Origin of the sequence: Mucilaginibacter sabulilitoris (genome assembly GCF_034262375.1) — a bacterium.
GTDB lineage: Bacteria > Bacteroidota > Bacteroidia > Sphingobacteriales > Sphingobacteriaceae > Mucilaginibacter > Mucilaginibacter sabulilitoris.
Window position 1 is genome coordinate 6,539,782 of record NZ_CP139558.1, and the last position, 26,138, is coordinate 6,565,919.

Consider the following 26,138-nt stretch of genomic DNA (forward strand, 5'->3'; position numbering starts at 1 on the left):
ATGAGAATTGTATTTATGGGCACTCCCCAGTTTGCCGTAGCATCGTTAGATGCATTGATAAAAGCGGGCAGCGATATTGTAAGTGTGGTTACCGCTCCGGATAAACCCGCAGGTAGGGGTCAAAAAGTTAATGAATCGGCAGTGAAACAATATGCCGTGGCTAACGGATTAAAAGTACTTCAGCCCGAAAAGTTAAAGAACCCGGAATTTTTAGCTGAGCTTGAAGCCCTAAACGCCGACCTGCAGGTTGTAGTGGCTTTCCGGATGCTGCCCGAGCAAGTTTGGAATATGCCGCCGCGGGGCACTATTAATTTACACGCGTCATTGTTACCGCAGTACCGCGGCGCGGCCCCTATTAACTGGGTGCTGATCAACGGAGAAAAAGAGAGCGGCGTAACTACCTTTTTCCTGAAACATGAAATTGATACCGGCGATGTGCTGTTTACCGAAAAGGTAACGTTAAAAGGCCATGAAAGTGCCGGAGAACTACATGACTGGCTGATGAACAAAGGTGCAGGCTTACTGGTAAAAACAGTAAAAGCTGTAGAAAGCGGCCGGTACCATGAACACCCCCAAACACAACTGTTAACCGGTGAAGAATTAAGGCATGCTCCTAAAATTTTTAAGGAAGACTGTCTGATTGACTGGACTCAGCCCGCCCAACATATCTACAACAAAATACGCGGTTTAAGCCCTGTACCTACAGCTTACACCGAACTGAACGGAAAGGTTTTAAAAGTGTACGCATCGGTGCTGTTACCAGACGAACCGGCTATACAACCGGGAGGTTTCCTTACGGATAATAAAACCTACCTTAAATTTGCTGCAAAAGATGGATTCATCAGCGTGACTGACATTCAATTGGAGGGTAAAAAACGCATGGGTATTGAAGATTTTTTAAGAGGGATGAAGTTGTAATCCCTCCCATATCTTTATTCTTTGCTTAATTTAACAGCTTGTTGCTTTAATTTTTTCGACGTATTAGCCAAACTTTCAGCACTCTTGCTATCAGGCATATTTTTGTCCTGATAATTTTCTATTACGGGCATAGTTACAGCTATCTTCAGCGCAAGGTGATAATCATTTATCACCATCCTATTGCTGTCAATATCCTTCATCAACGCCGAAAACTTTTTTATTTTACCCGTGTACTTGCTGTTGCTGTTTTCTATTAACAAACGCAATCTTTCCCGCAATACCGAATCTTTAATGGTTAATAATGACCGTCTTGCTGCGTCATAATAACGGGCAGACTTTGCCGCATAATTATTAAATGCTTCCAAACTATCGGGCATGCCGGCGTAAAATTGCTGCAATCCTGTTTCCAGGCTTAGCAGGGCAGGCCGCTTTTTCACAAAGTCGGCATAAATGTCATCTACTAAGTCCCCTCCTCTTGAACTCACCCTTTTAATACTGATATCAGAATAATCATCTTTCAATGGTTCGGGAATCTCCGCTTTAGCAGACTCGGTATTTTTGGCGGGCATATGATTACAGGCTGAACAAAAAACAGCTATTACGGCAATTGACAATAAGGTTGTAACTTTCATGATTAAGGCTATAACTATATGACTGGTTAATTCATAAATTGTTACCAATCTAATTATAAGATCAAACCCATCAACCTAAAGTCAAAATAAACTAATCACTGCGTTAATAATCACCTTGTTTGCTACTTTTGTCCCCCATAAGTTTTATACCCCATGGCAAATTACAGCGACAGAATTACCCTTCTAAAAAACGAGATACAGCCATTACGCGAGCAGTTAATACAGCATGAGCTTATAAAAACATTAATTTGCTTGATGAGCTCAACGTTTTTATGGAACACCATGTATTTGCCGTGTGGGATTTTATGTCGTTGTTAAAATCATTACGGCAAAAACTTACCTGTACCGCTACCCCATGGATGCCAACAGGCAATGCAAATACCCGTTACCTCATTAACGAAATAGTTACCGGCGAGGAAAGTGACGTAGACGAAAACGGTAACCGCACCAGTCATTTTGAATTATACCTGCGCGCCATGCAGCAGGCAGGCAGCGACGCTGTTGCCATTAACAATCTGTTTAATGAGCTTAACTTTGGCAAACACATTGACGAGGCGTTGATAATTGCCGATATTCCTGTTGCGACCCGCAATTTTGTACAGCATACGTTTGAAGTGATCAGCAATAATAAAGATCACGTACAGGCTGCTGTGTTCACCTTTGGCCGCGAAGACCTGATACCTGAAATGTTTGTGAGCATTGTAAAGGAACTCAGCAGCCAGCTACCCGGAAAAGTTGATATTTTATTATACTACCTGGAGCGCCATATCGAGGTTGACGGCGACCATCACTCCCACTTAGCCTACCAAATGACTGCCGAACTTTGCGGCGATGATGACATCAAATGGCAGGAAGCAACCGCAGCCGTTAAAGAAGCGCTGCAGGCAAGGATAGCGCTTTGGGATGGCATATTGACCGCAATAAAAGCACCTGTATCTGTAGTAGAGTAATTGTAGATTTCTTAGAATACAACCAACCGTAGGGAATTCATCGTCTCCACGCGTCATTGCGGGGCACGAAGCAACCTCTATGCTATACAGAGCGAATAGAACAGTTTAGACCTTGCATACACGACCTGCTGGTGTAGAGATTATAATGTGTTTATTATTTTTCAGGTATTAATGAACTCACTTCGTTCGGTTGTCTTCGTACCTCGCAATGACGTCTTTTTAGTGTCTTCTACTACAATTTATTCAACTCATCAATCAGCACCTTGCTGATGCGGTTAAAATAGCGCCTTACGCCAAAGCCCATTACAGTTTGGATACCCCGGGAGGCATTGGTTAAAAACACTTCATCGGCTTCGTAAAGTATATCGGGGTTTATCTGGGCTTCGGTAACGTCAATGTTGTTTTCAAGGGCCAGCTTGATGACTATCTGGCGCATCACCCCTTCCACGCAACCCTCGCTCAAAGCCGGCGTGTACAAATGGTTCTGATAGTAAATAAATATATTGGAGCTGCTGGCTTCGCACAAAAAACCAGCCTGATTTAGTAAAAATACATCATCGAGCTTATTCTGGCTTTTATATATCCCTGCCATCACATAAATAAGCGAGTTGCAGGTTTTAATGTTCGACAGGTAATTTGATGGCTTGGGCAGTTCGGTAAACACATCCATGATCAAGCCTTTTTCGTTTAAAAAGTAACGGGGCTCGTCAGAGGGGGTAAGCTCCAGGCAATACCCCATCTTATTTTGCGATGGAGTGTAAAGCCCCTCGGCATCACGGTAAACCGTTAAACGCAGGCGGCCATGTTTTACTTTATTCCTTTTGGCAAGTTCTTCGGCAATGTCCTTCAAAAACCAGGCATCCATTTGCGAGTAGCCGTCAATTTTAAGCGCTTTCATACCGCGTTGCAAACGGCCGGCATGCAAGTCGGCAAATTTAAGCTGCCCCTTCATTAAGCGCATAGTTTCAAACAAACCATCGCCATACTTAAAAGCCCTGTTGGCTATAGTAAGCAAGTGACTGTTTGCCGGCAGTATATCTCCATTAAAATTGATAAAAACGGGCATCATTGGATGTGCAGATTTCAAGTGTGCAAATGTGCAGATTTTTTTAACTGGTAAGGTTATTCATTATGCTATACCATTGTAAATTCCCGCAACGATAGCTTCATATGCAAAAACCATGCTTATATTGATAAAACAAACACCTAAAATTCTTCTGCAACAGTATTTGTTTGATTACCAGCAGCTATATATTTGCGCCATTTTTGCAATACACTTTCAAAATCATTGGGTAACGGCGATTCAAAAGCTATTTGTTTTTTTAACGTAGGGTGCAAAAAACCGAGTGTCTGCGCATGCAGTGCCTGGCGCGGCATCAGTTCAAAACAGTTTTCTACAAACTGCTTATATTTGCTAAAAACAGTGCCCTTCAAAATCTTATCGCCTCCGTACATGGCATCACTGAACAGCGGATGCCCTATGTGCTTCATGTGCGCCCTGATCTGGTGCGTACGACCTGTTTCCAGCTGGCACTCTATCAATGTAACATAATTAAGTCGTTCCAGCACCTTATAATGCGTTACAGACCATTTACCCTTTTCAGGGTCGTCATATATTGACATTACCCTACGGTCGTTCATACTGCGACCTATGTAGCCTGTTACGGTGCCGTCCTGCTCCAGGTCGCCCCAAACCAGCGCTATATATTTACGGGTAATGGTATGATCAAAAAACTGCCTGGCCAGCCAATTCATGGAACGCTCATTTTTACTGATAAGCAGCAAGCCCGAGGTATCTTTATCAATCCGGTGAACTAAACCCGGCCTGCCATCGTTACCCGGTAGGGTGGGTAATTGCTGAAAATGATACACCAGCGCGTTAACAAGGGTGCCCGTGTAATTATTATATCCCGGATGCACCACCATACCCGCGGCCTTATCAACTATCAGCACGTCATCGTCTTCATAAACAATATTAATGGGTAGGTCTTCCGGGTAAACCTCGGTATCGCGCGGCGGATGTGGCAGCACCACCGATATAACATCGAGTGGTTTTACACGATAGCTTGATTTGATGGGCTTATCGTTCACCAGTACGTTCCCTAGATCAATAGCGTTCTGGATGCGGTTTCGCGAAGCGTTCTCCACCCGGTGCATTAAAAATTTATCAATACGTAGCAGGGATTGCCCCTTGTCAACCACAACACGTAAATGTTCATATAAATCCTGTTCTTCCTGCTCTATAAGTTCGCTATCGTCTGCCATTTGAAGGCAAAAGTAATCGTTTTTTGTGTTAGGTTAAGATAGTATCAGGATATTAGTATCAAGTATCAGGATTTTTAAATAGTTTGGCATTTGCAAACATATCTTGATACTTGATACTATATAATGAATATTGATTTGGAAATTTTTAGTCCGGTTCACTCCATCAGCAATCCGCTGTTTGATGAACATGACGTAAAAGTTTTTTTAAAACGCGATGATCTGATACACCCCATGATATCGGGCAATAAATGGCGCAAATTAAAATATGTGCTTAAAGCTGCCCGGCATCAGCGTAAAAATCATCTGGTAACATTTGGCGGGGCCTACTCCAACCATTTATTGGCCACAGCAGCGGCAGCGGCCCGGTTTGGGTTTAAAGCAACCGGTATAGTACGCGGCGAAAACGCCGATAATGACACCCTTTTTTTATGTAAGCTGCACGGCATGCAACTTTTATTTACCGACAGGGAAAGCTACCGCAATAAACAAGGCCTATTTATTAAACATTTTGCAGATGATACCAATGCCTTCTTTGTTGATGAAGGCGGTGCGTCAGCCGAGGGTGCTCGGGGTTGTAGCGAGTTGGTTGGTGAACTTACCGAAACTTATGACCATATAGTTTGCGCCTGCGGTACGGGCACAACCGCTGCCGGTATTATTAACGGGTTAACCGATCACCAGTTAAAAACGCGGTTTAATGCTGTACCGGTACTTAAAAATGGCGTTTTTATGAAACAAGAAATAGACCGCTTCCTAACCGCCCCTGCAGATTATGACCTGCACCTTGACTACCACTTTGGCGGTTACGGAAAAACCAATGATGAACTGATTGATTTTATAAAACAATTTGTTGCGTCCACCGGCATCGTGATTGAACCGGTTTATACGGGCAAAATGATGTACGCTCTTTATGACCTTATCGGCAAAAAATACTTTAAACCTGACAGTAAAATACTGGCCATCCACAGCGGCGGCATCTGGGGGTTGTTGGGGCTGAAAGACAAGTTTGTCTGATTCAGACACTCCTCATTTTAAGCATTATCTGCGCATCTGAAACCTGCACATCAGCACATATCACCTTATACTGTTTTTGGCTTTGGTACAAAAAGTAACTTTAAACAATTTAAAGTTACTTTTTCCCCAATCGGTTCAAAAACCGCCTAAATTTTGTTTTTGAGGGCTTTTTAGTAGATTTGTATTAAACCAAAATAATATGTACAACCTACTTGTTTCTCCCGAAAACGTACAGGCTTCGTTACAAAAGCACGTACTTGCCGATGGGTTCGACCTCACTTTTGATATGGAAAAAAGTAAGGGTGTTTATATTTACGATGCTAAATATAACCGGACGCTGCTTGATTTTTTTACCTGTTTTGCTTCGGTGCCCTTAGGTTATAATCACCCAAAAATGGTGAACGATGAGGAGTTTAAAAAAAATCTGATGCTGGCAGCTTTAACCAATCCATCAAACTCGGATATATATACCGCCCAGTACGCTCAGTTTGTAGAAACCTTTGCCAGAGTAGGCATACCTGATTATCTGCCCCATGCCTTTTTTATATCGGGTGGTTCATTAGCTATTGAAAACGCGTTAAAAGTAGCAATGGATTGGAAAGTACAGAAAAATTTTGCCAGAGGCTACACCAAAGAGAAAGGGCATAAAGTACTGCACTTTGAACACGCTTTCCACGGCCGTTCTGGCTATACCTTAAGCCTTACCAATACGCTGCCCAATAAAACAAAATGGTTTGCCAAGTTCGACTGGCCCCGCGTATCAGTACCTTATATTAAATTTCCATACAGCGACAGCAACCATGACGACCTGGTACAGCGTGAGCAGTTTTCTATTTCACAGATCAGGACAGCCTTTGCCGAGAATAAGGATGATATATGCGCAATTATTATTGAGCCGGTACAATCTGAAGGGGGCGATAACCACGTACGCAAGGAGTTCCTTGAAAAATTAAGGGAGCTGGCCGACGAATATGAGGCCATGCTTATATATGACGAAGTGCAAACCGGGGTTGGCCTTACCGGCAAATTCTGGTGCCATGAACATTTTGGAGAAAAGGCCCGTCCGGATATTTTAGCATTTGGCAAAAAGATGCAGGTATGCGGCATATTAGCCGGCAACCGTGTTGACGAGGTGGAGAACAATGTTTTCAAGGTATCATCGCGCATTAACTCTACCTGGGGTGGTAGCCTGGTTGACATGGTAAGGGCATCAAAAATCATGGATATTATTGAAGAAGATGACCTTTGCGAAAACGCGGCTCAAATGGGCGAATACCTGCAAAACCAGTTAAGTGAAATCGCCGCCAGAACTCCCGTGATAAGCAATGTACGTGGCAAAGGCTTACTTACCGCGTTTGATTTTCCTGACAAAAGCAAACGCGATGCATTTATTAACCGTGGTTTCGACAATAATATTATGTATTTAGGCTGCGGAGATAAAAGCGTACGTTTCAGACCCGCGCTTATCATTGAAAAAGAGCACGTTAACCACGGACTCGACGTACTTGAAAAAATATCACGTACTTTATAATAACTAATAATATCGTTGCAAGTAAATTAGTTCCCTCTACAAAGCATCCGATTTTAATATATAATATGTAATTAAGCCGTTGTAGTGAACAAAGAATGGCTCATTTGGAGCGCCTTGGAGAGTAAAATATTAATATATACTATTTTTTAACCAAAATACGCTATATTTTTAATTATTATTCGAGTTAAATTTGTACTATCCCTATTAAAGTATAAATCAATTCTTTTTTTACGCCATGAGCAAACACATAGAGAAATTAAAGAAACAACTTGTTGAGGTGTCTGAAGTTGTTAATTCGTTCCAATCCGAAGCTGTGCAGGTGCGGATCATTGAACGCTTATTAGATGTAATGATAGAATCCGAAAAAGTGGATGCGGACGGATCTGAGATATACAGCAAAAAAGGTCGTAGAATGCGCCCAGATGAAGAAAATTTCGCATCAGCCAGTCGTAAAAAACCAGGCGCCACCAAAATACTTAATCAATTATTGAACACTGATTTCTTTAACGAATCACGCTCAATATCATCAATTGCCAATTATTGCAAAGAACAGTTTGACTCAGATTTTAAAACCTCAGAACTTTCGGGCATATTATTAAAACTTGCTAATGAGGGTAAACTCAGAAGGGAAAGAAGCAATGAAAATAACCGCTTCGAATATATAAAAGCCTGATATTAATTTGCTTACATATTAATAAATAAGCCGCAGCGTTAATACATTGCGGCTTATTTATTAATAGTTAATATAGATATTATTTTAAGTAAAATAAATTATCTACTCCTAAAATCTTTCTACTGGTAAATCCTTCGGCATATTTTACTGATATGCTTTTACCAAACTCAATGGCACGGGCCTCAACAACTTTAATAAATTGCGGCGATGAAATATAGGTTTGTGGTTCGTCTCCCCAGTCAGGGTTATAAAATTGCGAACCAAAAGCGTAAATACTCTCTATTTTTTTATCCCAGTAATCAGTAACATCAATTAAAATATCAGGTTTAATGTAATTATCCTGTATAAAATGTAAAACATGATCAGGTCGCCACGCTTGTTGCACTACGCCGTCGTCATCCAGGGTTTCAATTTTACGCAGTCCTGCCAAAAAAGCCGATGCTTCTACCAGTTCGTTGGCCCGTCCATGATCCGGGTGCCTGTCATGGTAAGCATTGGTTATTACAATTGCAGGCTGGTATTTGCGTATGGCAGCTATAACCTTCAACTGGTACTCTTTGGTATTCTCAAAAAAAGCATCGGGCAGGGCCAGGTTCTCCCTTACGGCAAGCCCTAATATTTTTGCAGCGGCTGCCGCTTCCTGGGCTCTGATCTCTGCCGACCCCCTTGTTCCCAGTTCACCAAGGGTAAGGTCGACAATACCTACCTTTTTACCCATGGCTATATGTTTTAAGATAGTGCCTGAGCACCCCAGTTCGGCATCGTCGGGATGAACCGATAAGACTAATATATCTAATTTAAGCATAAATGTGGATTGAATTAACGAGCGACCGATAAAAGGCGCTCAATTTTTTTCCTGATCTTTGAAGAGGTGGGTTTGGTAAAAGGATAATAAAAATCAGTTACATGGCCTAATTGATCAATCAAAAACTTATGAAAATTCCATCGGGGGACTGACTTAAGGCGACCATTATCTTTTCTGGTGGCAAAAAACTGGTACAATGGATGCGCATACGGGCCGCGCACCCTTATTTTATCAAATACAGGATAATTAGCTCCGGCATTATCACAAAAAGCCGCAATGGCCGCTCCTTCCAGAGGCTCCTGCCCGCCAAAATCATTAGACGGAAAGGCCAGTATTTCAAAATCCCTGTCCTTAAACTGCTCCTTCAAAATGGCCAATTCTTTAAGTTGCGGTGTAAACCCGCACTGGGAGGCTGTATTAACTATTAAAAGTACTTTATCTTTATATGCAGATAAGCTGATCTCTTCACCGCTTAATGTATAAACATTAAACCTGTAGATACTGTTATTATCCATTATTAATTGTTAGTGGAAGTATATCCGGCCTGCCTAAGTATAGCCTCGATATCTTTCTGCTCTTCAGGGTCATAGGTTTCCTTTAGGTTATGGCCAAATATACTGGCAACTGATTGAAACATAAATGCTTTAAAACCGCCCTTCAGTTCTTTAACCATTGCAAAACTGGTAGTACCGGTTTCGCGGTCAATCAGCTTTATCAAAACCTCACCCTGACTAATTGTCAGATTTTTTATTTCCTTGTTAAACAATGTTTTTATTTCCGTTTCACAGGCTTTCACCAGCTCCTTTTGCTTGTGTTTATCTCCTGTAAGTGCCAGGTCGCGTTGCAACTGGCGATAGCGTTCCCCCGCAAAACGTGCGTAAGGCAACACTTTGAACACATTATACCTTAGTCTGAGGTAAGCCATACGGTCGGCCTCACTGGCAAATATACGTGTATCAACAATTTTCACTTCGGGTGTAACAATCCAGGGGACCAATTCTCCGTCAAGATCGGTCATAGCCGTTTTGATGGTATCATTTTTGCCTAAACTTACTGGTGCAGGTTTATCTGTCTGGGCCCGCAGCGAGCCCGTTATGCAACAACAAAACAACAACAGAAAACCAATAAATTTCATAATTTTACTTAATACAAAATTAAAGCAATTTTTTGTGGTATTTTAATATAATCTGTAATAATAATTTATAATTACAAGTTTATCAAGTAATACCATTAATATCAACATATGAAAGAGTTAGTGATTGACCTGGAAGCGGAAAAAAATGAGATATTAAAAAGATATCGCGCCTTACTGCGTGCCTGTAAATCAACCCTGCAAAAAGGCGATAAGCGCATGATACGCAAGGCATTTGATATGGCCTTGGAAAGCCATAAAGATATGCGCCGTAAAAGCGGCGAGCCCTATATATACCATCCCATTGCGGTGGCACAGATAGCCGCTGAAGAAATTGGGTTGGGTACCACCTCCATAGTGTGTGCCCTGCTGCATGACGTGGTTGAAGATACCAACATGACGCTGGATGATATTGAGATGGAATTTGGTAAAAAGGTAGCCAAGATCATTGATGGTTTAACCAAAATATCAGGCGTATTTGATACCAATAGCTCTTTACAAGCCGAAAATTTCCGTAAAATGCTGCTCACCCTTGCCGATGATGTACGGGTGATATTGATTAAATTGGCCGACCGTCTGCACAACATGCGTACCATGGAGTTTATGCCGCGCGATAAGCAGCTTAAACTATCGTCAGAAACAGTTTACCTGTATGCCCCGCTGGCACACAGGCTTGGCTTATATACCATAAAATCTGAGCTGGAAGATCTTTCCATGAAATACATGGAACGCGAAACTTACCAGTTTATTAAAAACAAGCTGAACGAGAAAAAGGCCGAACGGGAAAAATTTATCCGCGATTTTATTGAGCCGGTAAAAAAGGTACTTATTGGCCAGGGATTGGATGCTGATCTGTTTGGCAGGCCAAAATCAATACACTCCATCTGGAACAAGATGAAGAAAAAGTCGATCCCTTTTGAAGAGGTGTATGACCTTTTTGCCATCAGGGTAATTCTGGACAGCGCCCCCGAGCATGAAAAGGCCGATTGCTGGAAAGCCTACTCAATTGTTACCGATTTGTACCGCCCTAACCCCGACAGGCTGCGCGACTGGATCTCGTCGCCAAAGGCCAATGGTTATGAATCATTACATACCACGGTAATGGGTCCGCGCGGGCAATGGGTTGAAGTGCAGATACGCACCAAACGCATGAACGAAATTGCCGAAAAAGGTTTTGCCGCACACTGGAAATATAAAGAATCATCAACCGATAGCGGGCTCGACCAATGGGTGCAAAAGGTTAGGGATATGCTTAAAAACCCCGACTCGAACGCGCTCGACTTCCTTGACGATTTTAAAATGAACCTTTTCAGTGATGAAATATTCATTTTTACGCCAAAAGGTGCGCTTATACAGCTGCCGCTGAATGCCACCGCGCTTGATTTCGCTTTTGAAATACATACCGATGTGGGCGCCAGTTGTATTGGGGCCAAAGTGAACCATAAACTGGTGCCGCTAAGCTATAAACTGCAAAATGGCGACCAGGTGGAGATTATTACCTCCAGTAAGCAAACACCCAAGGAAGACTGGCTTAATTTTGTAGTTACCGCGAAAGCGAAGGCGAAAATAAAATCGGCATTAAAAGAAGAAAAAAGGAAAATTGCCGAAGATGGTAAGGAGATCCTGGAACGTAAACTCAAATCGCTCAAGATCACCTATAACTCTGAAAATATACATAAGCTGAGCTATTTTTTCAAGCTCGGATCAACCCAGGACCTGTTTTATAATATTGCCAAGGGTATTATTGACATGAAGGACCTGAAGGACTACCAGGCGTCAGAGAAAATAATTGAAAACAAGCCCCAGGATAAAATAGAGCAGGAACAGGTTCACAGCATGTTGCGCAACATTAAAACCAAAGACAGTGATATGCTGCTCATTGGCGAGGACATGCAAAAGATTGACTATAAACTGGCCAATTGCTGTAATCCTATCCCCGGCGATGATGTATTTGGTTTTGTTACCGTGAGCGACGGTATTAAAATACACCGCACCAACTGCCCTAATGCCGCTAAACTAATGGCTAATTACGGCTATCGTATTGTGAAAGCCCGGTGGACCAACCAACAGGAACTCGCATTCTTAACCGGTTTACGCATTACCGGCATTGACGATGTGGGTTTAATCAATAAACTTACTACGGTAATATCGCACGATTTTAAAGTGAATATCCGCTCCATTACGGTAGATAGTGATAACGGCATCTTTGAAGGTTCGCTGATGGTTTATGTTAATGATACCCAGCACCTCGAAAACCTTATCAAGAATTTAAAACTGGTAAAGGGTATTACCTCGGTTAACCGTTTTGATTCGGTAATTGAAAAGGCTTCTTAAACGAGAGGCAAGAGTTAAGAGAGAAGAACCAAGATGTTAAAATCAATTCAAACACATTTTTTGGATTATAACTTCTTGTCTCTTGATTCTCATTTCCTGATTCTATCTTTTATTAATAACTTTGTTCCCTTAATAGACTATTATGCCTCAACAGGATACCATAGCGCTGGTGAAAAAAATTTTCGAGGCTTATCTCGAAAATAAAAACCTGCGTAAAACGCCCGAGCGTTTTGCTATACTCGAAGAAATTTACTCGCGCACAGATCATTTTGATGTGGAATCATTATACATCCACATGAAAAATAAAAAATACCGTGTAAGCCGTGCCACTGTTTATAACACGTTGGAGCTGCTGGTATCATGCGACCTGGTTACAAAACACCAGTTCGGTAAAAATATGGCCCAGTTCGAGAAATCGTACGGCTACAAACAACATGACCATATTATTTGCATCGACTGCGGCAAAGTAGTTGAGTTTTGCGACCCGCGCATACAGCAGATACAAAGCATGATGGGCGATATCTTAAAATTCGAAATCAAACACCACTCCTTAAATCTTTACGGCAATTGCGTAAAATTAAGGGAGGGTAATTGTGACAGAAAAATTTAACTTTGCCTCCCTTAATATTATACTCTGAATTTACATAAATGGCTGTTGACGTATTATTAGGCCTCCAGTGGGGCGATGAAGGTAAAGGAAAAATTGTTGACGTGCTTAGTGCAGGTTATGACCTGATTGCACGTTTCCAGGGCGGCCCAAATGCCGGGCACACTTTAGAGTTTGATGGTAAAAAATTCGTTTTAAATACCATTCCTTCGGGCATATTTTTTGAAAACACTATGAACCTTATTGGTAATGGTGTGGTAATTGACCCTATAACCCTTAAAAAAGAATTAGATAAATTAAAGGATGCCGGGCACGATCTTTTAGCTAAAAAGAATTTACTGATAGCTAAAAAAGCGCACCTGATATTACCTACCCACCAGTTGCTCGATGCTGCAAATGAGAAAAAAATGGGTGATGGTAAAATAGGATCTACCTTAAAAGGTATTGGTCCTACTTATATGGATAAAACAGGTCGTAATGGCCTGCGCATTGGCGATATTACTCTGCCTGATTTTAAGGAGCGCTACCAGAAACTGGTTGATAAGCATGTATCCATGCTACAGGCATTATATGGCGAAGTAGCTGATTTTTCTGAACGCGAAGCAGCCTTTTTTGAAGCATTGGAAGTATTGCGCCAGTTTCCGCTTGTTGATTCGGAACACCTGGTAAACAAATACATTAAAGAGGGCAAAAAAGTATTGGCCGAAGGTGCCCAGGGCGCGATGCTTGATATCGATTTTGGATCATACCCTTTTGTTACCTCGTCAAACACTACAGCAGCCGGAGCCTGCACAGGCTTAGGTATAGCACCTCAGCAAATTGGCGATGTGATAGGCATTTTCAAGGCTTATTGTACACGTGTTGGCGGCGGCCCATTCCCTACCGAACTGGAAAATGAAACCGGCGAAGAATTACGCCGTACAGGCCATGAATTTGGCGCAACAACCGGAAGGCCCCGCCGTACCGGCTGGATTGACTTACCGGCTTTAAAATATGCCATTATGCTTAACGGCGTTACCCAACTGGTAATGACCAAAGCCGATGTATTGAGCGGCTTTGATAAAATATATGCATGTACGCATTACAACTACCTGGGAGAAAAAATAGACTACATGCCATATGATATTTGCTCGGTAAGTCCTGAACCAATTTTGAAAGAAATTGATGGCTGGAACGAAGATTTAACCGGCATTACCGAACTATCCCAGATCCCGGCCAAACTGCAATCATACATTGATTATTTAGAAACCGAGCTTGGCGTTCCGGTAAAATACCTATCTGTAGGTCCGGACAGGAAACAGACTCTGGTATTGCATTAATATTTTCGGTTTTGCAACTCTTCAAAAACGAAGAAGCCGTCTCATAAGTCAATTATGAGGCGGCATTTCGTTTTTGGTATCAAATCTACTCCGATTTGCCTTAACCGCCCCTCCATTTTCACCGGGTAAACCTACCTGTTTACCGTTTATTTGCCCAATGCCACCAACTTTGCCTTGTGGTACCCTATATAGTGGCGTAGTTTTAGGTATAATTTAATACTTAAAACGATGAACAACGATATAGAAACTACCATTACTCCCAATAATAGCAAAACCGCCGCAGGGGTAATTTTATTGGCCATAGGCAGTATATTACTGATCAGGCAATTCGACTTATTTTTTACGCCCGATTGGCTGTTTAGCTGGCCCATGTGGGTTATAGCATGGGGTTTATATATGGGCGCTAAATATAATTTCCGTAAACCATCATGGATCATGATCATGTTAATAGGCTTAGCCTTTTTACTTGACCAGAACATTCCCGGTGCCGACAATATTGTTTGGCCTGTAGCTATAATGGGTTTTGGCGCATGGATGATATTTAAGCCCCAAAAACATAAGGAAGATTATTATTTTGAAAAACCAAAAAGCACTTTTCATTTTGGTAAACCAACCGAACCAGAGGCATAATTTAATAGTTTGTTTTCAATTAATATAAGGGGGGTACCGCTTGGGTATTCCCCTTTTTGTTGAGTATTCAGGTTGTTATCAACTTATTCCAATATTGGCAGGAAGTATTTCAGGTCGTCGTTTGCAACAAGCTTCAGCGTGCAGCCGTACAAGTTGAGCATTACATTTTATGATATGATCAGCAGCCAAATATTTCCCCAGGCTTTTTCACCGACAAAACCTGTATTTTTACCGATTTCTTTAAATATATCACCAGTTTTTGTTTGGCTCATCTATAATGTTACCTTAGTTTTGGATATGATTTAATATGCACACAAAATGAACAACGATATAGGACAATCAAACAACCCCAATAGAGGAAAAGCCATGGCAGGTGTTATACTGCTTGTAGTAGGTGGGGTATTGCTTTTAAAGCAGTTTGGCGATTTTTTTATTCCCTCATGGATATTCAGCTGGCCAATGTGGCTTATAGCCTGGGGCCTTTATTTAGGCGCCAAACACAACTTCAGAAAAGCATCATGGGCCATCCTCACCTTTTTAGGAATAGCATTTTTATTTAATGAAAACATTCCCGATGCCGGCCGCATAGTTTGGCCCATAGCCATTATTGCTTTTGGTATGTGGCTCATACTACGCCGGGGCAAAAATTCAGACCCCGAATTTTGGGAAAAACAATATAAGGGCGGTAAATGGCAAAAACAGGACAAAGAGGCTATCAATTTTGGCACAGAAGGCCCCGAAGCTGATTATACTATAAAAGATGGCGATGTACCACCAAAAGACCCAAATATCCCTCCTTATGATTACCAAAGGGGCGATGACTTCCTTGAAGCGATTTCTATTTTTGGCGGCGTTAATAAAACCATACTCTCCAAAGACTTTAAAGGAGGTGAAATAGTAAACATTTTTGGTGGCGCCGAACTTGATTTTACACAAGCCGATATTAACGGTAGGGTAATTATTGATATTACCCAGGTTTTTGGCGGCACAAAAATCATTGTACCATCAAACTGGCAGGTAATATCTGACCTCGCTGCAGTTTTTGCCGGTGTTGATGATAAAAGGATCAGGAGTACCGCCTCGCCCAATAATGATAAGGTATTGGTACTTAAAGGAACATCCATTTTTGCAGGTGTTGACATACGCAGCTATTAATTATAAAATCAATAATCATGAACTGGTACGTAGCAAAATTAGTTTTCAGGGTGATTAGTGGCAATGGCGACCATCTGCCACAATTTGATGAGCAATTACGATTAATTAGTGCCGATACAGAACTGAGTGCCTATGAAAAAGCAAACAAAATTGGTCATGCCAATCAGGACTGCTTCAAAAACATTGAAAAACAAACCGTTAAATGGCAGTTTATTGATGTGGCCGAACTGAACCAAATCAATGACCTTACCGATGGCGCCGAACTGTATTACAATATTCATGAAACACCCGATGCCGACCTGTACATTGCCTGGGCGCATCATAAATCGGCACTATTAGGTGCAAGAAATTAGCAGAAAAAATAAAAATCCTAATATTGAATAATGAATTTCCAATATCTAAGAACGATGTGAAAATTTTAAATCAGTAACCAACCTGATTACTTCATTATTCAATATTTATTATTCGGTGTTCATCATTTTTAAAATCAATTAGTAAAAGAATATAAGTTTTGGCATTACCAACATTATCAGCTTCAAAATTGTACGGTGCATTTGTTGTATGCGGCCTTGTATGGGCTGGCCTGCAAACTTATATTGTGCATAGTTTTGGCTTTTTTTGGTTTACCGCCTCAACAGACGGCTTGCTGAGCGCTGTTTTATTATCTGGCGCCTGCTGGCTTATAAATAATAACCTGCGCTATTACCAGCCTGGTAAAGGCAGCTATATTAACCTATTTATATGGTGCGTGGCGCTCGCGGGCATTTGCACACTGGGTTGCCGCTACCTGCTGCCGCTTATTCATTCCGACAAGGTGTTTGTGAACTTTGTACAGCAATCATTAACCATCCGTTTTTTTACCGACTTTTTAGCCATCGGCTGGATGGCCATGATCAGTTTATTATGGTATTCGCAGCTTGATCAAAAAGAAACCCAGAAACGTAAAACCGAAGCTGAACAATTGGCGCGCGATGCCGAACTTTACAATCTGCGCCAGCAATTACAGCCTCACTTTTTGTTCAATAGCCTTAACTCCATCAACGCGCTCATTGGTTTTAAACCCGATGAAGCCCGCCGCATGATACACCAGCTGTCTGACTTTTTAAGAGGAACTTTAAAAAAAGACGATCAGCTCCTCGTGCCTTTAAGTGAAGAATTAGCACATTTGAACCTGTACCTGGACATTGAGAAGGTTCGTTTTGGCCATCGCCTGCAAACCGAAATAAGTTGCGACGATAAATGCGGCGAAGCGGTAATGCCCTCAATGCTGTTGCAACCCCTGGTTGAAAACGCCATAAAGTTTGGTTTGTATGATACGACCGGCGAGGTTACCGTTAGCATACGCAGCGAAATGGAGGAGCATTACTTGGTACTGATGGTGCAAAACCCTTATGACCCGCAAACTTCACGGCCTCAAAAAGGTACAGGTTTTGGTTTAAGAGGGGTGCAGCGCCGTCTTTATTTGCTTTTTGCCCGTAACGATTTGATGGAAACTCATGCAAATGATGATATATTTACAACCATTATAAAAATACCACAGTTATGAGGCGAGCCTTAATTATTGATGATGAACCTTTAGCCCGCATGGTTGTAAAGGAATACCTTCAGAATTTTAGCGAAATTGAATTGATACAAGAGTGTAATGATGGCTTTGAGGGATTGAAAGCCATACAGCAGCACCAACCCGATTTGATTTTTTTGGATGTACAAATGCCTAAAATAAACGGGTTTGAAATGCTTGAACTTGTAGAGCAGCCTCCTGCGGTAATATTTACCACCGCATTTGATGAATATGCCATAAAGGCCTTTGAAGCGCATGCTATTGACTACCTGTTAAAGCCCTTTAGTAAAGACAGGTTTAACAAGGCTATGGAAAAATATCTGGCTACTGCTCCTGAAAAACATACCCCTAAGCAAACCGAAGAACTGCTGGAAACCGCGGCATCTCAATCGCCGGCACAGCATGAGCGCATCGTGGTTAAAACAGGCACTAAAGTGAAAATCATTCCAGTATCTGATGTAGTATACCTGCAGGCCGATGATGATTATGTAAGCGTATTTACTCACGAGGGCTCATACCTAAAAAATAAAACCATGAACTTTTTTGAGCAAACGCTTGATGCACGCCAGTTTGTGCGGGTTCACCGTTCTTATATCATTGCCATACAGCAGATAACCCGTATAGACCCTTACGAAAAAGATGCCCATCTGGCCATACTAAAATCGGGCGCCAAAATACCAGTAAGCAAAACCGGGTATGTGAAGCTGAAACAGGTATTGGGTATATAAGCTTTTTAAATGTTCTATTTATCGTAGAGACACATCCATGTGTCTTTTTTTATGAATCAAAATAATTAAATACTTACGAAGTTTTAAAAACTTCGTAAGTATTCCCAAACGTGTTCAAAAGTTACTTTAATCATATTCAACCCGGTAATAACCTATAAAAGGAAAATATTCGGTATTGATATTTATGGTATCATAAATACCTAGGGGGGATACCGCTTGCAGAGTGCCTATAGCAATACCCTGCCCGCTTTTGGCACCAGGGGCAACGTAAAAGAAACCAAAACTACCAATTTGTCCCTTATAAAATATTAAGTCGCCAGGCAAGGGCTTGTCTACTTTTTTATAAAGTTTCATGATAGTTCCTGAAAGCGGTTCAACAGTGTTTCTGTTAATATTAATCCCGGTTTGTTTTAGTACATATTGTATATATCCGGGAGAATCAAAACTGGACTTAGGAGTGTTTCTGCCCAACTCAAACGGGATTTGTTTCCAGGTTGTTAAAAGCGCTATTGTTAATGCAAGCTTTCTTTTCCCCGACGGTAGATTTATAATTGTGCTTTTGATATTGCTCCAGTCAATTCTTTCGCCATCGGCAAGCGCGTTGCCTTGATTTGCCTGCGTGCTTTCTATTAAACTTATCAGATACTGATTAAGCTGCGATTCATCTGCTTTAAGCCCAGTTATCCGGTTTCTCAATTCAGCTACAGCCTTTTTTTGAATAATTAAGCTATCGCTTGATTTTTTGAGTTCGGCCTTTATTTCTTTCAGCTCTTTATTTGAATTGAATAGATTATAGCTGGCAAATATTAATGATGTAATAAAAATCAAAATACCAATAAGGCTGATTATTGCCGATCTTCGGGAAGATTTCTCCAGGTTATCGAGCTCATTCATTACTTACATTTTACCGGTTACAATAATTTTTAACGCCTGATCCCACATTCGAAGAAGTCGGCCGCCAGTGTAGGTAATTAGGCCCGAGGATCCAAACATTAGTGATAATTCGGCCTTACCGGCTTCTTTATTGTAAATCATAAGTGAAATGGCAACAAGCAGAATCACCAAGGAAATACCAGTAACAGCAAGATGAATAAACCGCTCAAACTTAAACAGCCTGACCAGTTTTTCAACTATGGAATAACGTTCGTCCAATTCTTCCTGTTTCATTTAAGCTCATTATTAGGCCGTTATACGAATTTATGAAATAATTCACATTATTCAAACAGACCATCAATGATGTTAGCGATAATAAAAAAAGTTAAAATACCCGGTAGATATCAGGTCATTCCAACCTCATTCCATCAATAACACCATTAACGCCTCTGCTACCCTATCTTCATCAAGCAATTGTTTGGCTTTTAAGTGTAGCTGCAGTTCGCGGGTTTGGCTGTCGCCAATGGTGGCATCCAGCAGTTCTTTAATTCCGGGGGATAACATGTAAGCTTCAATGGCTTCGTCGGAAGGTAATGCCTCCAGGTTGCCGAGCTGACCCAGATTATTACCGGTAAGCACCCTCGAATTGCGGATGCTGTATGGCAGCGCATCCACACCAATACACATTTTCATATTGGGTTTAGCTACTTTAAACAGGTTGTCTTCGGTAACGCGGCAGTACCAGTCGCCACCCAAACGGGCCACCAGATCAATCTTTGCCTGATCTATCCTGCCCTCGGCGTCCAAAATCTCGTCCTTAATGTGAATCAGCTTAATTTCGGCCAAAACCAGGTTGCCCGCGCCCGGTGTATCGCCAAGGGAGATCACCTGGTTAATAACGCACTCAAATTGTACAGGCGCCTCGGCTACGCGGGGCGGTTTAACTAATTCGGACGCCACAGGCGTTAAACCCGATTTAATAAACTCATTTATCCCCTTGGCATACATTACGCTCGAAAGCGATACCTGTTGCACCATATCGTAATTAACAATATTAATCACACATTCAGGTACTTCTAAAATATTTTCAAGCGTATGTTTTGTTGTATTGTCGCGCACACTGCGCGATGGCGAGAACACGCAAACCGGGGGATTGGTGCTGAATACATTAAAGAAACTAAAAGGGCTCAGGTTCACATTACCATCCTTATCTACCGTAGAAGCCAGGCAAATAGGCCTTGGCGCAATTGCATGGTTAAGATAGCTATGCAGATGCGCTATGGAAATATCGGAAACCTTTATTGATGGCATATAACGTATTACTATATGTCATTGCGAGCGCAGCGTGGCAATCGCATACTATGCAGAACATATACAGTCCGCGATTGCTTCGTTACTCGCAACGACATGATTTTTATTTTTGTGTTACTTCTTCAGTGCCAATATCGAAAAATCACTATCGGCTTTTTTTATGATGTTGCCCAGCATACCCAGGCCGGTAACCTCCATTTCAATAAGGTCGCCGTCTTTAAGCCATTGGGGCTGATAGCTGGGGTCATTCAATAACCCCGTTCCATTCAGCTCCAGAAAACAGCCGGTACCAACCGTGCCTGAGCCTATAACATCGCCGGGCAGCACATCACAACCGTAAGCGCAACGTTCAATAATCTCGGCAAAGGTCCAGTCCATATCAGCCATATTACCTGCCGATACCTGTTTGCCGCTTATTACACATTTCATTTCGAGGTTATAGGTATTGCCGATGTGGCCGGTTTTGGGGGCAACCTTATATTGTTCCAGTTCATCGGGTGTTACCAGCCAGGGGCCAATCACCGTCGAAAAATCCTTACCTTTTGCCGGGCCGAGGTTCAGCAGCATCTCTTCCATTTGCAGAGTGCGGGCGCTCATATCGTTCATGATCATGTAACCCGCAATAAAACTATCTGCATCGGCAGCTTTAATGTTACGTCCCTTTTTATTGAGCACTACCGCTACTTCCAGTTCAAAATCGAGTTTGTTAAAATGATCGGGCATACATTCAATTTCGCCGGGCCCCTGTATGGCATTATGGTTGGTAAAATAAAATATGGGGTATTGGTCAAACTCCGGTATCATATCAACCTTACGGTTACGACGGGCCGCGGCCACATGCTGCCTGAAAGCGTACCCGTCCCTGCATGACGACGGATGGGGCACCGGCGCAATCAGTTCAAAAAACAATTCCTCCTTAGCCTCCATTTTACCCGAACTAATAGCGTTGTGAACTTTGCGGGCATGATCCATCAGTTCGTCGCCTCCCCACAAAAACTCGTTCATATTGTCGGGGATCAGCTTGTCGCACGAGTTTAGGTTATAAATGTGATTATTTATAAAAATACCTAAATGCTCACGGTCTTCGGTTTTATAGGATACTAATTTCATAGGATGATGTGTTTATAATTGAGTTTTAAATCGGCTTTCGCCTGCTTAATAAAGTAATACGAACCAATAAAATAAAAGCAATCAATGCAATAACATCTATTAAAAAGTACGTTAAAATAACTCCGTGTTTTATAAAACTACCGGAGGCTGATTTACCTTCAAAATAGGTATAAAAGTGCAGAGGAAAACCAATAGACGTGAATCCGTCTGCAGCAGCATCAAATGTTGAAAACGCTACGGTTATTATAATCCAGATAGGTATTCCCCATAATATGGCTTTCTTCTTGATCATAACTGGTGATTGGTTAACTCAAAACTAATCAATTTACTTTACGGGTGGTTAATTTATTATGCTTGCATATTAAAAATATTACGTTTAATTTCGTGTTAACCATGTTAAGCATACAAAAGCATTTCCTGTTTTCGCTGGGCCTTACCAGTATGAGCGATGCCTCATCGTTCAGAGATGCTGTGCTTGCTAAAATTGTACTTGCTCAATACTAATTACGGTACTTTTCCCTGCTTTAAATAAGCCGTTAACCGCACTGTTCATTTTACGTTGGCGGTACAACTGCTTAAAACTATCCTGATATTTTAAACGTTTTATTGTTAACCAATTAAAACATTATGCCTGTATATCATTCATTAGGAGCTATTCCGCCAAAGCGGCATACACAATTCCGTAAGCCCGATGGTTCATTATATGCCGAAGAACTGGTATCTACCGAAGGTTTTTCCAGTTTATACTCATTGGTTTACCATGCCCACCCGCCCACCATCGTAAAAACATTGGGCGAGCCTTACAGCGTGGAGCCAAAAATAGTGCGCGAAAAACACCTGAAACACACTAGTCTGATAGGCTTCAACATTCAGCCGGAAGATGATTATCTGCAAAGCCGCAAACCGGTGCTTGTTAACAGCGATCTGCATATTTCGCTGGCCGCGCCGCGCAAATCCATGACCGACTATTTTTATAAGAACAGCCAGGCCGATGAGGTGGTGTTTATACATGAAAGTTCGGGTACATTGAAAACAGGTTTTGGTAAGATTAAATTTGTGTATGGTGATTACCTGGTGATACCACGTGGTACCATATACCAGATGGAATTTGATACGCCAGATAACAGGCTTTTTATTGTAGAAAGCTTTAGCCCGATTCGTCCGCCAAAACGTTACCGCAACCAATATGGGCAATTGATGGAGCACTCCCCTTATTGCGAGCGCGATATTAAACGCCCGGCCAACCTGGACACCCGCGATGAGTATGGCGATTTCAAGATACTGATCAAAAAGCAGGGGCTTATTTATCCATACATATATGGCACCCATCCGTTTGATTTTATTGGTTGGGATGGCTTTCATTATCCCTGGGCGTTATCCATACATGATTTTGAACCAATAACCGGGCGCCTGCACCAGCCGCCTCCGGTACACCAAACCTTTGAGGGCAACAACTTTGTAATATGCTCCTTTGTACCGCGTAAGTTTGATTATCACCCGCTCTCAATCCCAGCGCCTTACAATCACAGCAATGTGGACAGCGACGAGGTGCTGTACTACGTGGACGGCGATTTTATGAGCCGTAAAAGCGTAGTAAAAGGGCAGATTACCCTGCACCCGGGCGGCATACCGCATGGCCCGCATCCTGGTTCGGTAGAAAAATCAATCGGTAAAGAATCAACCGATGAACTGGCTGTAATGATAGATCCATTCCGCCCGCTGATGCTTACAGAGGATGCTGTAAAAATTGAGGATGAGAATTATTATAAGAGCTGGAGCCTCACCTAAATCCTCTCCAAAGGAGAGGACCTGGAATTGCAAAAGCGTAATAAATTAAACATCAACTACTCACTAAACAAGACTCCCTCTCCTTTGGAGAGGGCCGGGGTGAGGCAAATCATTAAAACAATGCAAACACAAACCATAAATAAAAAAGTCTCCCCTACCGGGGGAGATTTAGAGGGGGCTGATTTTTTACCCCTTAACGGTACCGATTATGTGGAGTTTTATGTGGGCAACGCCAAGCAGGCCGCTCATTATTATAAAACCGCGTTCGGGTTTCAGAACCTGGCCTACTCCGGACCAGAAACCGGTGTGCGCGACAGGTCATCGTACGTTTTACAACAGGGCAAGATCAGGATTGTGCTGACTACTCCCCTGCACTCCGACCACCCTATTGCCGAGCATATTAAAAAACATGGCGATGGCGTAAAGGTACTGGCACTTTGGGTTAATGATGCTTATGATGCCTTTGAGCAAACCGTTAAACGCGGCGCTGTACCTTTTCAGCAGCCCCAAACCCTTACCGATGAACATGGCGAAGTACGCACCAGCGGCATAAAGCTATATGGCGAAACTGCGCACCTGTTTATTGAGCGCAAGAACTATAAAGGCTTGTTTTTACCCGGATATCAAAAGTGGGAAACTGTATATAACCCGCCAACCGCAGGCTTACTATATGTTGACCATTGCGTGGGCAATGTGGGCTGGCATAAAATGAACGAGTGGGTTAATTTTTACGAGGACATTATGGGTTTCAGGAACATTTTAACCTTTGATGATAAAATGATCAGCACCGAATACTCCGCCCTCATGAGCAAGGTAATGAGCAACGGCAATGGTTATGTAAAGTTCCCGATCAACGAACCGGCCGAGGGCAAAAAGAAATCGCAGATTGAGGAGTACCTGGAATTTTATGAGGATGAAGGCGTACAGCACATGGCGCTGGCTACTGATGATATTGTGGCTACAGTAACCAATCTGCAAAAACGGGGTGTGGAGTTTTTAACCGTACCCACTACCTACTATGATGACCTTACCTCCCGGGTTGGCCATATTGATGAAGATCTGGAGCCCCTGAAAAAACTGGGTATCCTGGTTGACCGCGATGATGAGGGCTACCTGCTGCAAATATTCACCAAACCTATTGAAGACAGGCCTACCCTATTTTTCGAGATTATTCAGCGTAAAGGTGCAAAATCATTTGGTGCCGGTAATTTCAAAGCATTGTTTGAAGCTATTGAACGGGAACAGGAATTAAGGGGAAATCTTTGATGAGAAATGAGAAAGCCGGACATAGCCCGGCTTTCTTTTTTTGATTTAGTTATATTTGGTATACCTTAAATCCCCAATATCATGAAAAAGCTCATTTTGTTAATGGCAATTATAGCCTTCGGTTTTAATTGCTTTGCGCAAAATACCACCGCCGCCAAACCTGTTTATGATGCCGTTCTTGCCAAAAAGCTGGGTGCCGATGAGTATGGCATGAAAAAATATGTAATGGCCTTTTTAAAATCAGGCCCAAACCGGCTAAAAGATTCGGCGGCAAGGATGCACTTGCAAATGGCACATTTAAAAAACATTACCCGTTTAGCCGATGAAGGAAAGTTAGTGGTGGCAGGGCCATTTTTAGATGACCAGCCCATTAAAGGAATATTTATTTTTAATGTAGAAAGCATTGAGGAAGCTAAAGCACTCACCGAAACAGACCCTGCCATTAAAGCAGGTTCATTAGTTATGGAGTTACACCCCTTTTACTGCTCGGCCGCGCTGATGGAAGTAACCGGCATACACAACAAATTACAAAGTAAAAGCATAACTGATTAAATCCGGATGGCGGTACGGGAGATCATTGACCTTTTAAAAGATAAAGCGGAGCCTGCTTATCTTGCAGGTATGCAGCGTTTTGGTATTGACGCCACTCATGCCATTGGGGTAAAGCTTCCCGAGTTGCGTAAACTGGCTAAAATCATCGGGAAAAATCATGCCCTTGCGCTCGAGCTTTGGGATACCGGTTTGCACGAAGCACGTATGCTGGCCTCTATGATTGATGACCCGGCCCTAGTAACAGAACAGCAAATAGACAACTGGACAAAAGATTTTTACTCCTGGGATCTGTGCGATCAGGTATGTGGTAATTTGTTTGACCGTACCCCCTTCGCCATTGCAAAAGCTATAGAATTTAGTGCCCATGAAGAAGAATTTATTAAGCGTGCAGGCTTTGTTTTAATGGCCGAATATGCAGTGCATCACAAAAAAGCATCCGATGAAACATTTTTCAGGTTGTTCCCTATTATGGAACGTGAAGCCTGGGACAACCGAAATTTTGTTAAGAAAGCCGTAAACTGGGCATTGAGACAAATAGGGAAGAGAAATAATATTTTAAAAATGGCAGCCATACAAACGGCACATAATATTTTAAAGCAAAATCATAAATCTGCAAAATGGATAGCGACCAACGCGCTAAACGAGCTGACTTCCAGATAATGACAATATTTTCTCCTTTATTATAAAATGGCTAAAATACAGGACGTAAACTCTTAAATATATATCAAAAGCTCCTATTTTTTATTTTTCAATTTGGTATCTCTCTATTTTTCAAAGAAAAGCTCTCGGTTTAAAGTCATTATTTATTCGTTTTGCGGTAGTTTTGGTCAAATAACACTCAAAACGTCTAAATCCTCCTTATTTACTTCCTTATCACCGTAAATAATAAAAAAAACACATTAATAAATTTATTGGGTAATAGTCAGAATAAGAGCAGATTATATCGTTTCAAATATTATATTTGACCCAAGACAGTTTAAGTTT

Annotated in this window: 28 protein-coding genes; 17 read left to right on the forward strand and 11 right to left on the reverse strand. The window is 41.9% G+C overall.

What is annotated here, in order from left to right:
- Complete coding sequence (gene fmt, locus SNE25_RS27570; protein ID WP_321562238.1) at positions 1-918, forward strand: methionyl-tRNA formyltransferase; 918 nt, start codon at positions 1-3, stop codon at positions 916-918.
- A gap of 14 nt (positions 919-932) precedes the next feature.
- Here fmt and SNE25_RS27575 read toward each other — a convergent pair whose 3' ends face one another.
- On the reverse strand, positions 933-1,550 hold the full coding sequence (locus tag SNE25_RS27575) for a hypothetical protein (RefSeq protein ID WP_321562239.1): 618 nt from the start codon (positions 1,548-1,550) through the stop codon (positions 933-935).
- A gap of 272 nt (positions 1,551-1,822) precedes the next feature.
- Between SNE25_RS27575 and SNE25_RS27580 the strand changes: the two genes are divergently transcribed.
- Positions 1,823-2,500 carry a DUF3050 domain-containing protein gene (locus SNE25_RS27580; protein WP_407667059.1) on the forward strand — a complete coding sequence of 226 codons (678 nt, stop codon included), beginning with the start codon at positions 1,823-1,825 and terminating at the stop codon, positions 2,498-2,500.
- A 232-nt stretch (positions 2,501-2,732) separates the two neighbouring features.
- Here SNE25_RS27580 and SNE25_RS27585 read toward each other — a convergent pair whose 3' ends face one another.
- Positions 2,733-3,569 (reverse strand): aminotransferase class IV, encoded by an 837-nt coding sequence (locus tag SNE25_RS27585; protein WP_321562241.1) that lies wholly within the window; start codon positions 3,567-3,569, stop codon positions 2,733-2,735.
- Positions 3,570-3,706: 137 nt separating this feature from the next.
- Positions 3,707-4,765 carry an RluA family pseudouridine synthase gene (locus tag SNE25_RS27590; RefSeq protein ID WP_321562242.1) on the reverse strand — a complete coding sequence of 353 codons (1,059 nt, stop codon included), beginning with the start codon at positions 4,763-4,765 and terminating at the stop codon, positions 3,707-3,709.
- 123 nt (positions 4,766-4,888) lie between these two features.
- Here SNE25_RS27590 and SNE25_RS27595 point away from each other — a divergent pair, with 123 nt between their 5' ends.
- The 3 genes from SNE25_RS27595 to SNE25_RS27605 all read left to right on the forward strand — a co-directional run bounded on the left by SNE25_RS27595 (position 4,889) and on the right by SNE25_RS27605 (position 7,983).
- A complete protein-coding gene (locus SNE25_RS27595; protein WP_321562243.1) occupies positions 4,889-5,779 on the forward strand; it encodes a 1-aminocyclopropane-1-carboxylate deaminase/D-cysteine desulfhydrase in 891 nt (296 codons plus the stop codon).
- 199 nt (positions 5,780-5,978) lie between these two features.
- Complete coding sequence (lat, locus tag SNE25_RS27600) at positions 5,979-7,310, forward strand: L-lysine 6-transaminase (RefSeq protein ID WP_321562244.1); 1,332 nt, start codon at positions 5,979-5,981, stop codon at positions 7,308-7,310.
- 235 nt (positions 7,311-7,545) lie between these two features.
- Positions 7,546-7,983 carry a hypothetical protein gene (locus SNE25_RS27605; protein WP_321562245.1) on the forward strand — a complete coding sequence of 146 codons (438 nt, stop codon included), beginning with the start codon at positions 7,546-7,548 and terminating at the stop codon, positions 7,981-7,983.
- A 79-nt stretch (positions 7,984-8,062) separates the two neighbouring features.
- On the opposite strand, the gene bshB1 is transcribed toward SNE25_RS27605, so the two are convergent.
- From bshB1 to SNE25_RS27620, 3 genes are read right to left on the reverse strand one after another with little or no spacing between them, the layout of a single operon-like run.
- Positions 8,063-8,788 carry a bacillithiol biosynthesis deacetylase BshB1 gene (gene bshB1 / locus SNE25_RS27610; protein ID WP_321562246.1) on the reverse strand — a complete coding sequence of 242 codons (726 nt, stop codon included), beginning with the start codon at positions 8,786-8,788 and terminating at the stop codon, positions 8,063-8,065.
- Between the two features lie 14 nt (positions 8,789-8,802).
- Complete coding sequence (locus tag SNE25_RS27615) at positions 8,803-9,303, reverse strand: glutathione peroxidase (protein ID WP_321562247.1); 501 nt, start codon at positions 9,301-9,303, stop codon at positions 8,803-8,805.
- Between the two features lie 2 nt (positions 9,304-9,305).
- The gene (locus SNE25_RS27620) at positions 9,306-9,923 is read right to left on the reverse strand and encodes a DUF4294 domain-containing protein (protein ID WP_321562248.1); all 618 of its coding nucleotides are present in this window, start codon (positions 9,921-9,923) and stop codon (positions 9,306-9,308) included.
- A gap of 108 nt (positions 9,924-10,031) precedes the next feature.
- Between SNE25_RS27620 and SNE25_RS27625 the strand changes: the two genes are divergently transcribed.
- From SNE25_RS27625 to SNE25_RS27660, 8 genes are all read left to right on the forward strand, one after another.
- Positions 10,032-12,254 carry a RelA/SpoT family protein gene (locus SNE25_RS27625; RefSeq protein WP_321562249.1) on the forward strand — a complete coding sequence of 741 codons (2,223 nt, stop codon included), beginning with the start codon at positions 10,032-10,034 and terminating at the stop codon, positions 12,252-12,254.
- 142 nt (positions 12,255-12,396) lie between these two features.
- A complete protein-coding gene (locus SNE25_RS27630; RefSeq protein WP_310091542.1) occupies positions 12,397-12,864 on the forward strand; it encodes a Fur family transcriptional regulator in 468 nt (155 codons plus the stop codon).
- A gap of 38 nt (positions 12,865-12,902) precedes the next feature.
- Positions 12,903-14,180, forward strand: coding sequence for an adenylosuccinate synthase (locus SNE25_RS27635; protein WP_321562250.1), 1,278 nt, complete (start codon positions 12,903-12,905; stop codon positions 14,178-14,180).
- Between the two features lie 228 nt (positions 14,181-14,408).
- Positions 14,409-14,810 (forward strand): LiaF transmembrane domain-containing protein, encoded by a 402-nt coding sequence (locus SNE25_RS27640; RefSeq protein ID WP_321562251.1) that lies wholly within the window; start codon positions 14,409-14,411, stop codon positions 14,808-14,810.
- Positions 14,811-15,128: 318 nt separating this feature from the next.
- Positions 15,129-15,965 carry a LiaF transmembrane domain-containing protein gene (locus SNE25_RS27645; RefSeq protein WP_321562252.1) on the forward strand — a complete coding sequence of 279 codons (837 nt, stop codon included), beginning with the start codon at positions 15,129-15,131 and terminating at the stop codon, positions 15,963-15,965.
- A 17-nt stretch (positions 15,966-15,982) separates the two neighbouring features.
- The gene (locus SNE25_RS27650) at positions 15,983-16,318 is read left to right on the forward strand and encodes a DUF4288 domain-containing protein (RefSeq protein ID WP_321562253.1); all 336 of its coding nucleotides are present in this window, start codon (positions 15,983-15,985) and stop codon (positions 16,316-16,318) included.
- Positions 16,319-16,476: 158 nt separating this feature from the next.
- Positions 16,477-17,511, forward strand: a complete 1,035-nt coding sequence (locus tag SNE25_RS27655) for a sensor histidine kinase (protein WP_321562254.1) — start codon at positions 16,477-16,479, stop codon at positions 17,509-17,511.
- Positions 17,508-18,254: a LytR/AlgR family response regulator transcription factor gene (locus SNE25_RS27660; RefSeq protein WP_321562255.1), complete on the forward strand. Its 747-nt coding sequence runs from the start codon at positions 17,508-17,510 to the stop codon at positions 18,252-18,254. Before SNE25_RS27655 ends, SNE25_RS27660 begins: the two co-directional genes overlap by 4 nt.
- 126 nt (positions 18,255-18,380) lie before the next feature.
- Here the strand turns inward: SNE25_RS27660 and SNE25_RS27665 are convergent, their stop codons facing one another.
- From SNE25_RS27665 to SNE25_RS27685, 5 genes are all read right to left on the reverse strand, one after another.
- Positions 18,381-19,148, reverse strand: coding sequence for an NlpC/P60 family protein (locus tag SNE25_RS27665; RefSeq protein WP_321562256.1), 768 nt, complete (start codon positions 19,146-19,148; stop codon positions 18,381-18,383).
- Positions 19,149-19,151: 3 nt separating this feature from the next.
- A complete protein-coding gene (locus SNE25_RS27670; protein WP_310102282.1) occupies positions 19,152-19,421 on the reverse strand; it encodes a hypothetical protein in 270 nt (89 codons plus the stop codon).
- 126 nt (positions 19,422-19,547) lie between these two features.
- Positions 19,548-20,438, reverse strand: a complete 891-nt coding sequence (locus SNE25_RS27675) for a flavin reductase family protein (protein ID WP_321562257.1) — start codon at positions 20,436-20,438, stop codon at positions 19,548-19,550.
- Positions 20,439-20,552: 114 nt separating this feature from the next.
- Complete coding sequence (locus SNE25_RS27680; protein WP_321562258.1) at positions 20,553-21,548, reverse strand: fumarylacetoacetate hydrolase family protein; 996 nt, start codon at positions 21,546-21,548, stop codon at positions 20,553-20,555.
- Between the two features lie 25 nt (positions 21,549-21,573).
- A complete protein-coding gene (locus SNE25_RS27685) occupies positions 21,574-21,840 on the reverse strand; it encodes a hypothetical protein (protein ID WP_321562259.1) in 267 nt (88 codons plus the stop codon).
- Positions 21,841-22,175: 335 nt separating this feature from the next.
- Between SNE25_RS27685 and SNE25_RS27690 the strand changes: the two genes are divergently transcribed.
- From SNE25_RS27690 to SNE25_RS27705, 4 genes are all read left to right on the forward strand, one after another.
- The gene (locus SNE25_RS27690; protein ID WP_321562260.1) at positions 22,176-23,336 is read left to right on the forward strand and encodes a homogentisate 1,2-dioxygenase; all 1,161 of its coding nucleotides are present in this window, start codon (positions 22,176-22,178) and stop codon (positions 23,334-23,336) included.
- Positions 23,337-23,456: 120 nt separating this feature from the next.
- Positions 23,457-24,602, forward strand: coding sequence for a 4-hydroxyphenylpyruvate dioxygenase (gene hppD, locus SNE25_RS27695; RefSeq protein WP_321562261.1), 1,146 nt, complete (start codon positions 23,457-23,459; stop codon positions 24,600-24,602).
- 81 nt (positions 24,603-24,683) lie between these two features.
- Entirely contained in the window at positions 24,684-25,154 is a 471-nt protein-coding gene (locus tag SNE25_RS27700) for a YciI family protein (protein ID WP_321562262.1), read from the forward strand.
- A 6-nt stretch (positions 25,155-25,160) separates the two neighbouring features.
- Positions 25,161-25,814: a DNA alkylation repair protein gene (locus tag SNE25_RS27705; RefSeq protein WP_321562263.1), complete on the forward strand. Its 654-nt coding sequence runs from the start codon at positions 25,161-25,163 to the stop codon at positions 25,812-25,814.
- Positions 25,815-26,138 lie beyond the last annotated feature (324 nt).

Bases quoted from the DNA above. Each gene is read 5' to 3' on its own strand.
- fmt (WP_321562238.1), top strand. From the start codon at position 1: ATGAGAATTGTATTTATGGGCACTCCCCAGTTTGCCGTAGCATCGTTA.
- SNE25_RS27575 (WP_321562239.1), bottom strand. From the start codon at position 1,550: ATGAAAGTTACAACCTTATTGTCAATTGCCGTAATAGCTGTTTTTTGT.
- SNE25_RS27580 (WP_407667059.1), top strand. From the start codon at position 1,823: ATGGAACACCATGTATTTGCCGTGTGGGATTTTATGTCGTTGTTAAAA.
- SNE25_RS27585 (WP_321562241.1), bottom strand. From the start codon at position 3,569: ATGATGCCCGTTTTTATCAATTTTAATGGAGATATACTGCCGGCAAAC.
- SNE25_RS27590 (WP_321562242.1), bottom strand. From the start codon at position 4,765: ATGGCAGACGATAGCGAACTTATAGAGCAGGAAGAACAGGATTTATAT.
- SNE25_RS27595 (WP_321562243.1), top strand. From the start codon at position 4,889: ATGAATATTGATTTGGAAATTTTTAGTCCGGTTCACTCCATCAGCAAT.
- lat (WP_321562244.1), top strand. From the start codon at position 5,979: ATGTACAACCTACTTGTTTCTCCCGAAAACGTACAGGCTTCGTTACAA.
- SNE25_RS27605 (WP_321562245.1), top strand. From the start codon at position 7,546: ATGAGCAAACACATAGAGAAATTAAAGAAACAACTTGTTGAGGTGTCT.
- bshB1 (WP_321562246.1), bottom strand. From the start codon at position 8,788: ATGCTTAAATTAGATATATTAGTCTTATCGGTTCATCCCGACGATGCC.
- SNE25_RS27615 (WP_321562247.1), bottom strand. From the start codon at position 9,303: ATGGATAATAACAGTATCTACAGGTTTAATGTTTATACATTAAGCGGT.
- SNE25_RS27620 (WP_321562248.1), bottom strand. From the start codon at position 9,923: ATGAAATTTATTGGTTTTCTGTTGTTGTTTTGTTGTTGCATAACGGGC.
- SNE25_RS27625 (WP_321562249.1), top strand. From the start codon at position 10,032: ATGAAAGAGTTAGTGATTGACCTGGAAGCGGAAAAAAATGAGATATTA.
- SNE25_RS27630 (WP_310091542.1), top strand. From the start codon at position 12,397: ATGCCTCAACAGGATACCATAGCGCTGGTGAAAAAAATTTTCGAGGCT.
- SNE25_RS27635 (WP_321562250.1), top strand. From the start codon at position 12,903: ATGGCTGTTGACGTATTATTAGGCCTCCAGTGGGGCGATGAAGGTAAA.
- SNE25_RS27640 (WP_321562251.1), top strand. From the start codon at position 14,409: ATGAACAACGATATAGAAACTACCATTACTCCCAATAATAGCAAAACC.
- SNE25_RS27645 (WP_321562252.1), top strand. From the start codon at position 15,129: ATGAACAACGATATAGGACAATCAAACAACCCCAATAGAGGAAAAGCC.
- SNE25_RS27650 (WP_321562253.1), top strand. From the start codon at position 15,983: ATGAACTGGTACGTAGCAAAATTAGTTTTCAGGGTGATTAGTGGCAAT.
- SNE25_RS27660 (WP_321562255.1), top strand. From the start codon at position 17,508: ATGAGGCGAGCCTTAATTATTGATGATGAACCTTTAGCCCGCATGGTT.
- SNE25_RS27665 (WP_321562256.1), bottom strand. From the start codon at position 19,148: ATGAATGAGCTCGATAACCTGGAGAAATCTTCCCGAAGATCGGCAATA.
- SNE25_RS27670 (WP_310102282.1), bottom strand. From the start codon at position 19,421: ATGAAACAGGAAGAATTGGACGAACGTTATTCCATAGTTGAAAAACTG.
- SNE25_RS27675 (WP_321562257.1), bottom strand. From the start codon at position 20,438: ATGCCATCAATAAAGGTTTCCGATATTTCCATAGCGCATCTGCATAGC.
- SNE25_RS27680 (WP_321562258.1), bottom strand. From the start codon at position 21,548: ATGAAATTAGTATCCTATAAAACCGAAGACCGTGAGCATTTAGGTATT.
- SNE25_RS27685 (WP_321562259.1), bottom strand. From the start codon at position 21,840: ATGATCAAGAAGAAAGCCATATTATGGGGAATACCTATCTGGATTATA.
- SNE25_RS27690 (WP_321562260.1), top strand. From the start codon at position 22,176: ATGCCTGTATATCATTCATTAGGAGCTATTCCGCCAAAGCGGCATACA.
- hppD (WP_321562261.1), top strand. From the start codon at position 23,457: ATGCAAACACAAACCATAAATAAAAAAGTCTCCCCTACCGGGGGAGAT.
- SNE25_RS27700 (WP_321562262.1), top strand. From the start codon at position 24,684: ATGAAAAAGCTCATTTTGTTAATGGCAATTATAGCCTTCGGTTTTAAT.
- SNE25_RS27705 (WP_321562263.1), top strand. From the start codon at position 25,161: ATGGCGGTACGGGAGATCATTGACCTTTTAAAAGATAAAGCGGAGCCT.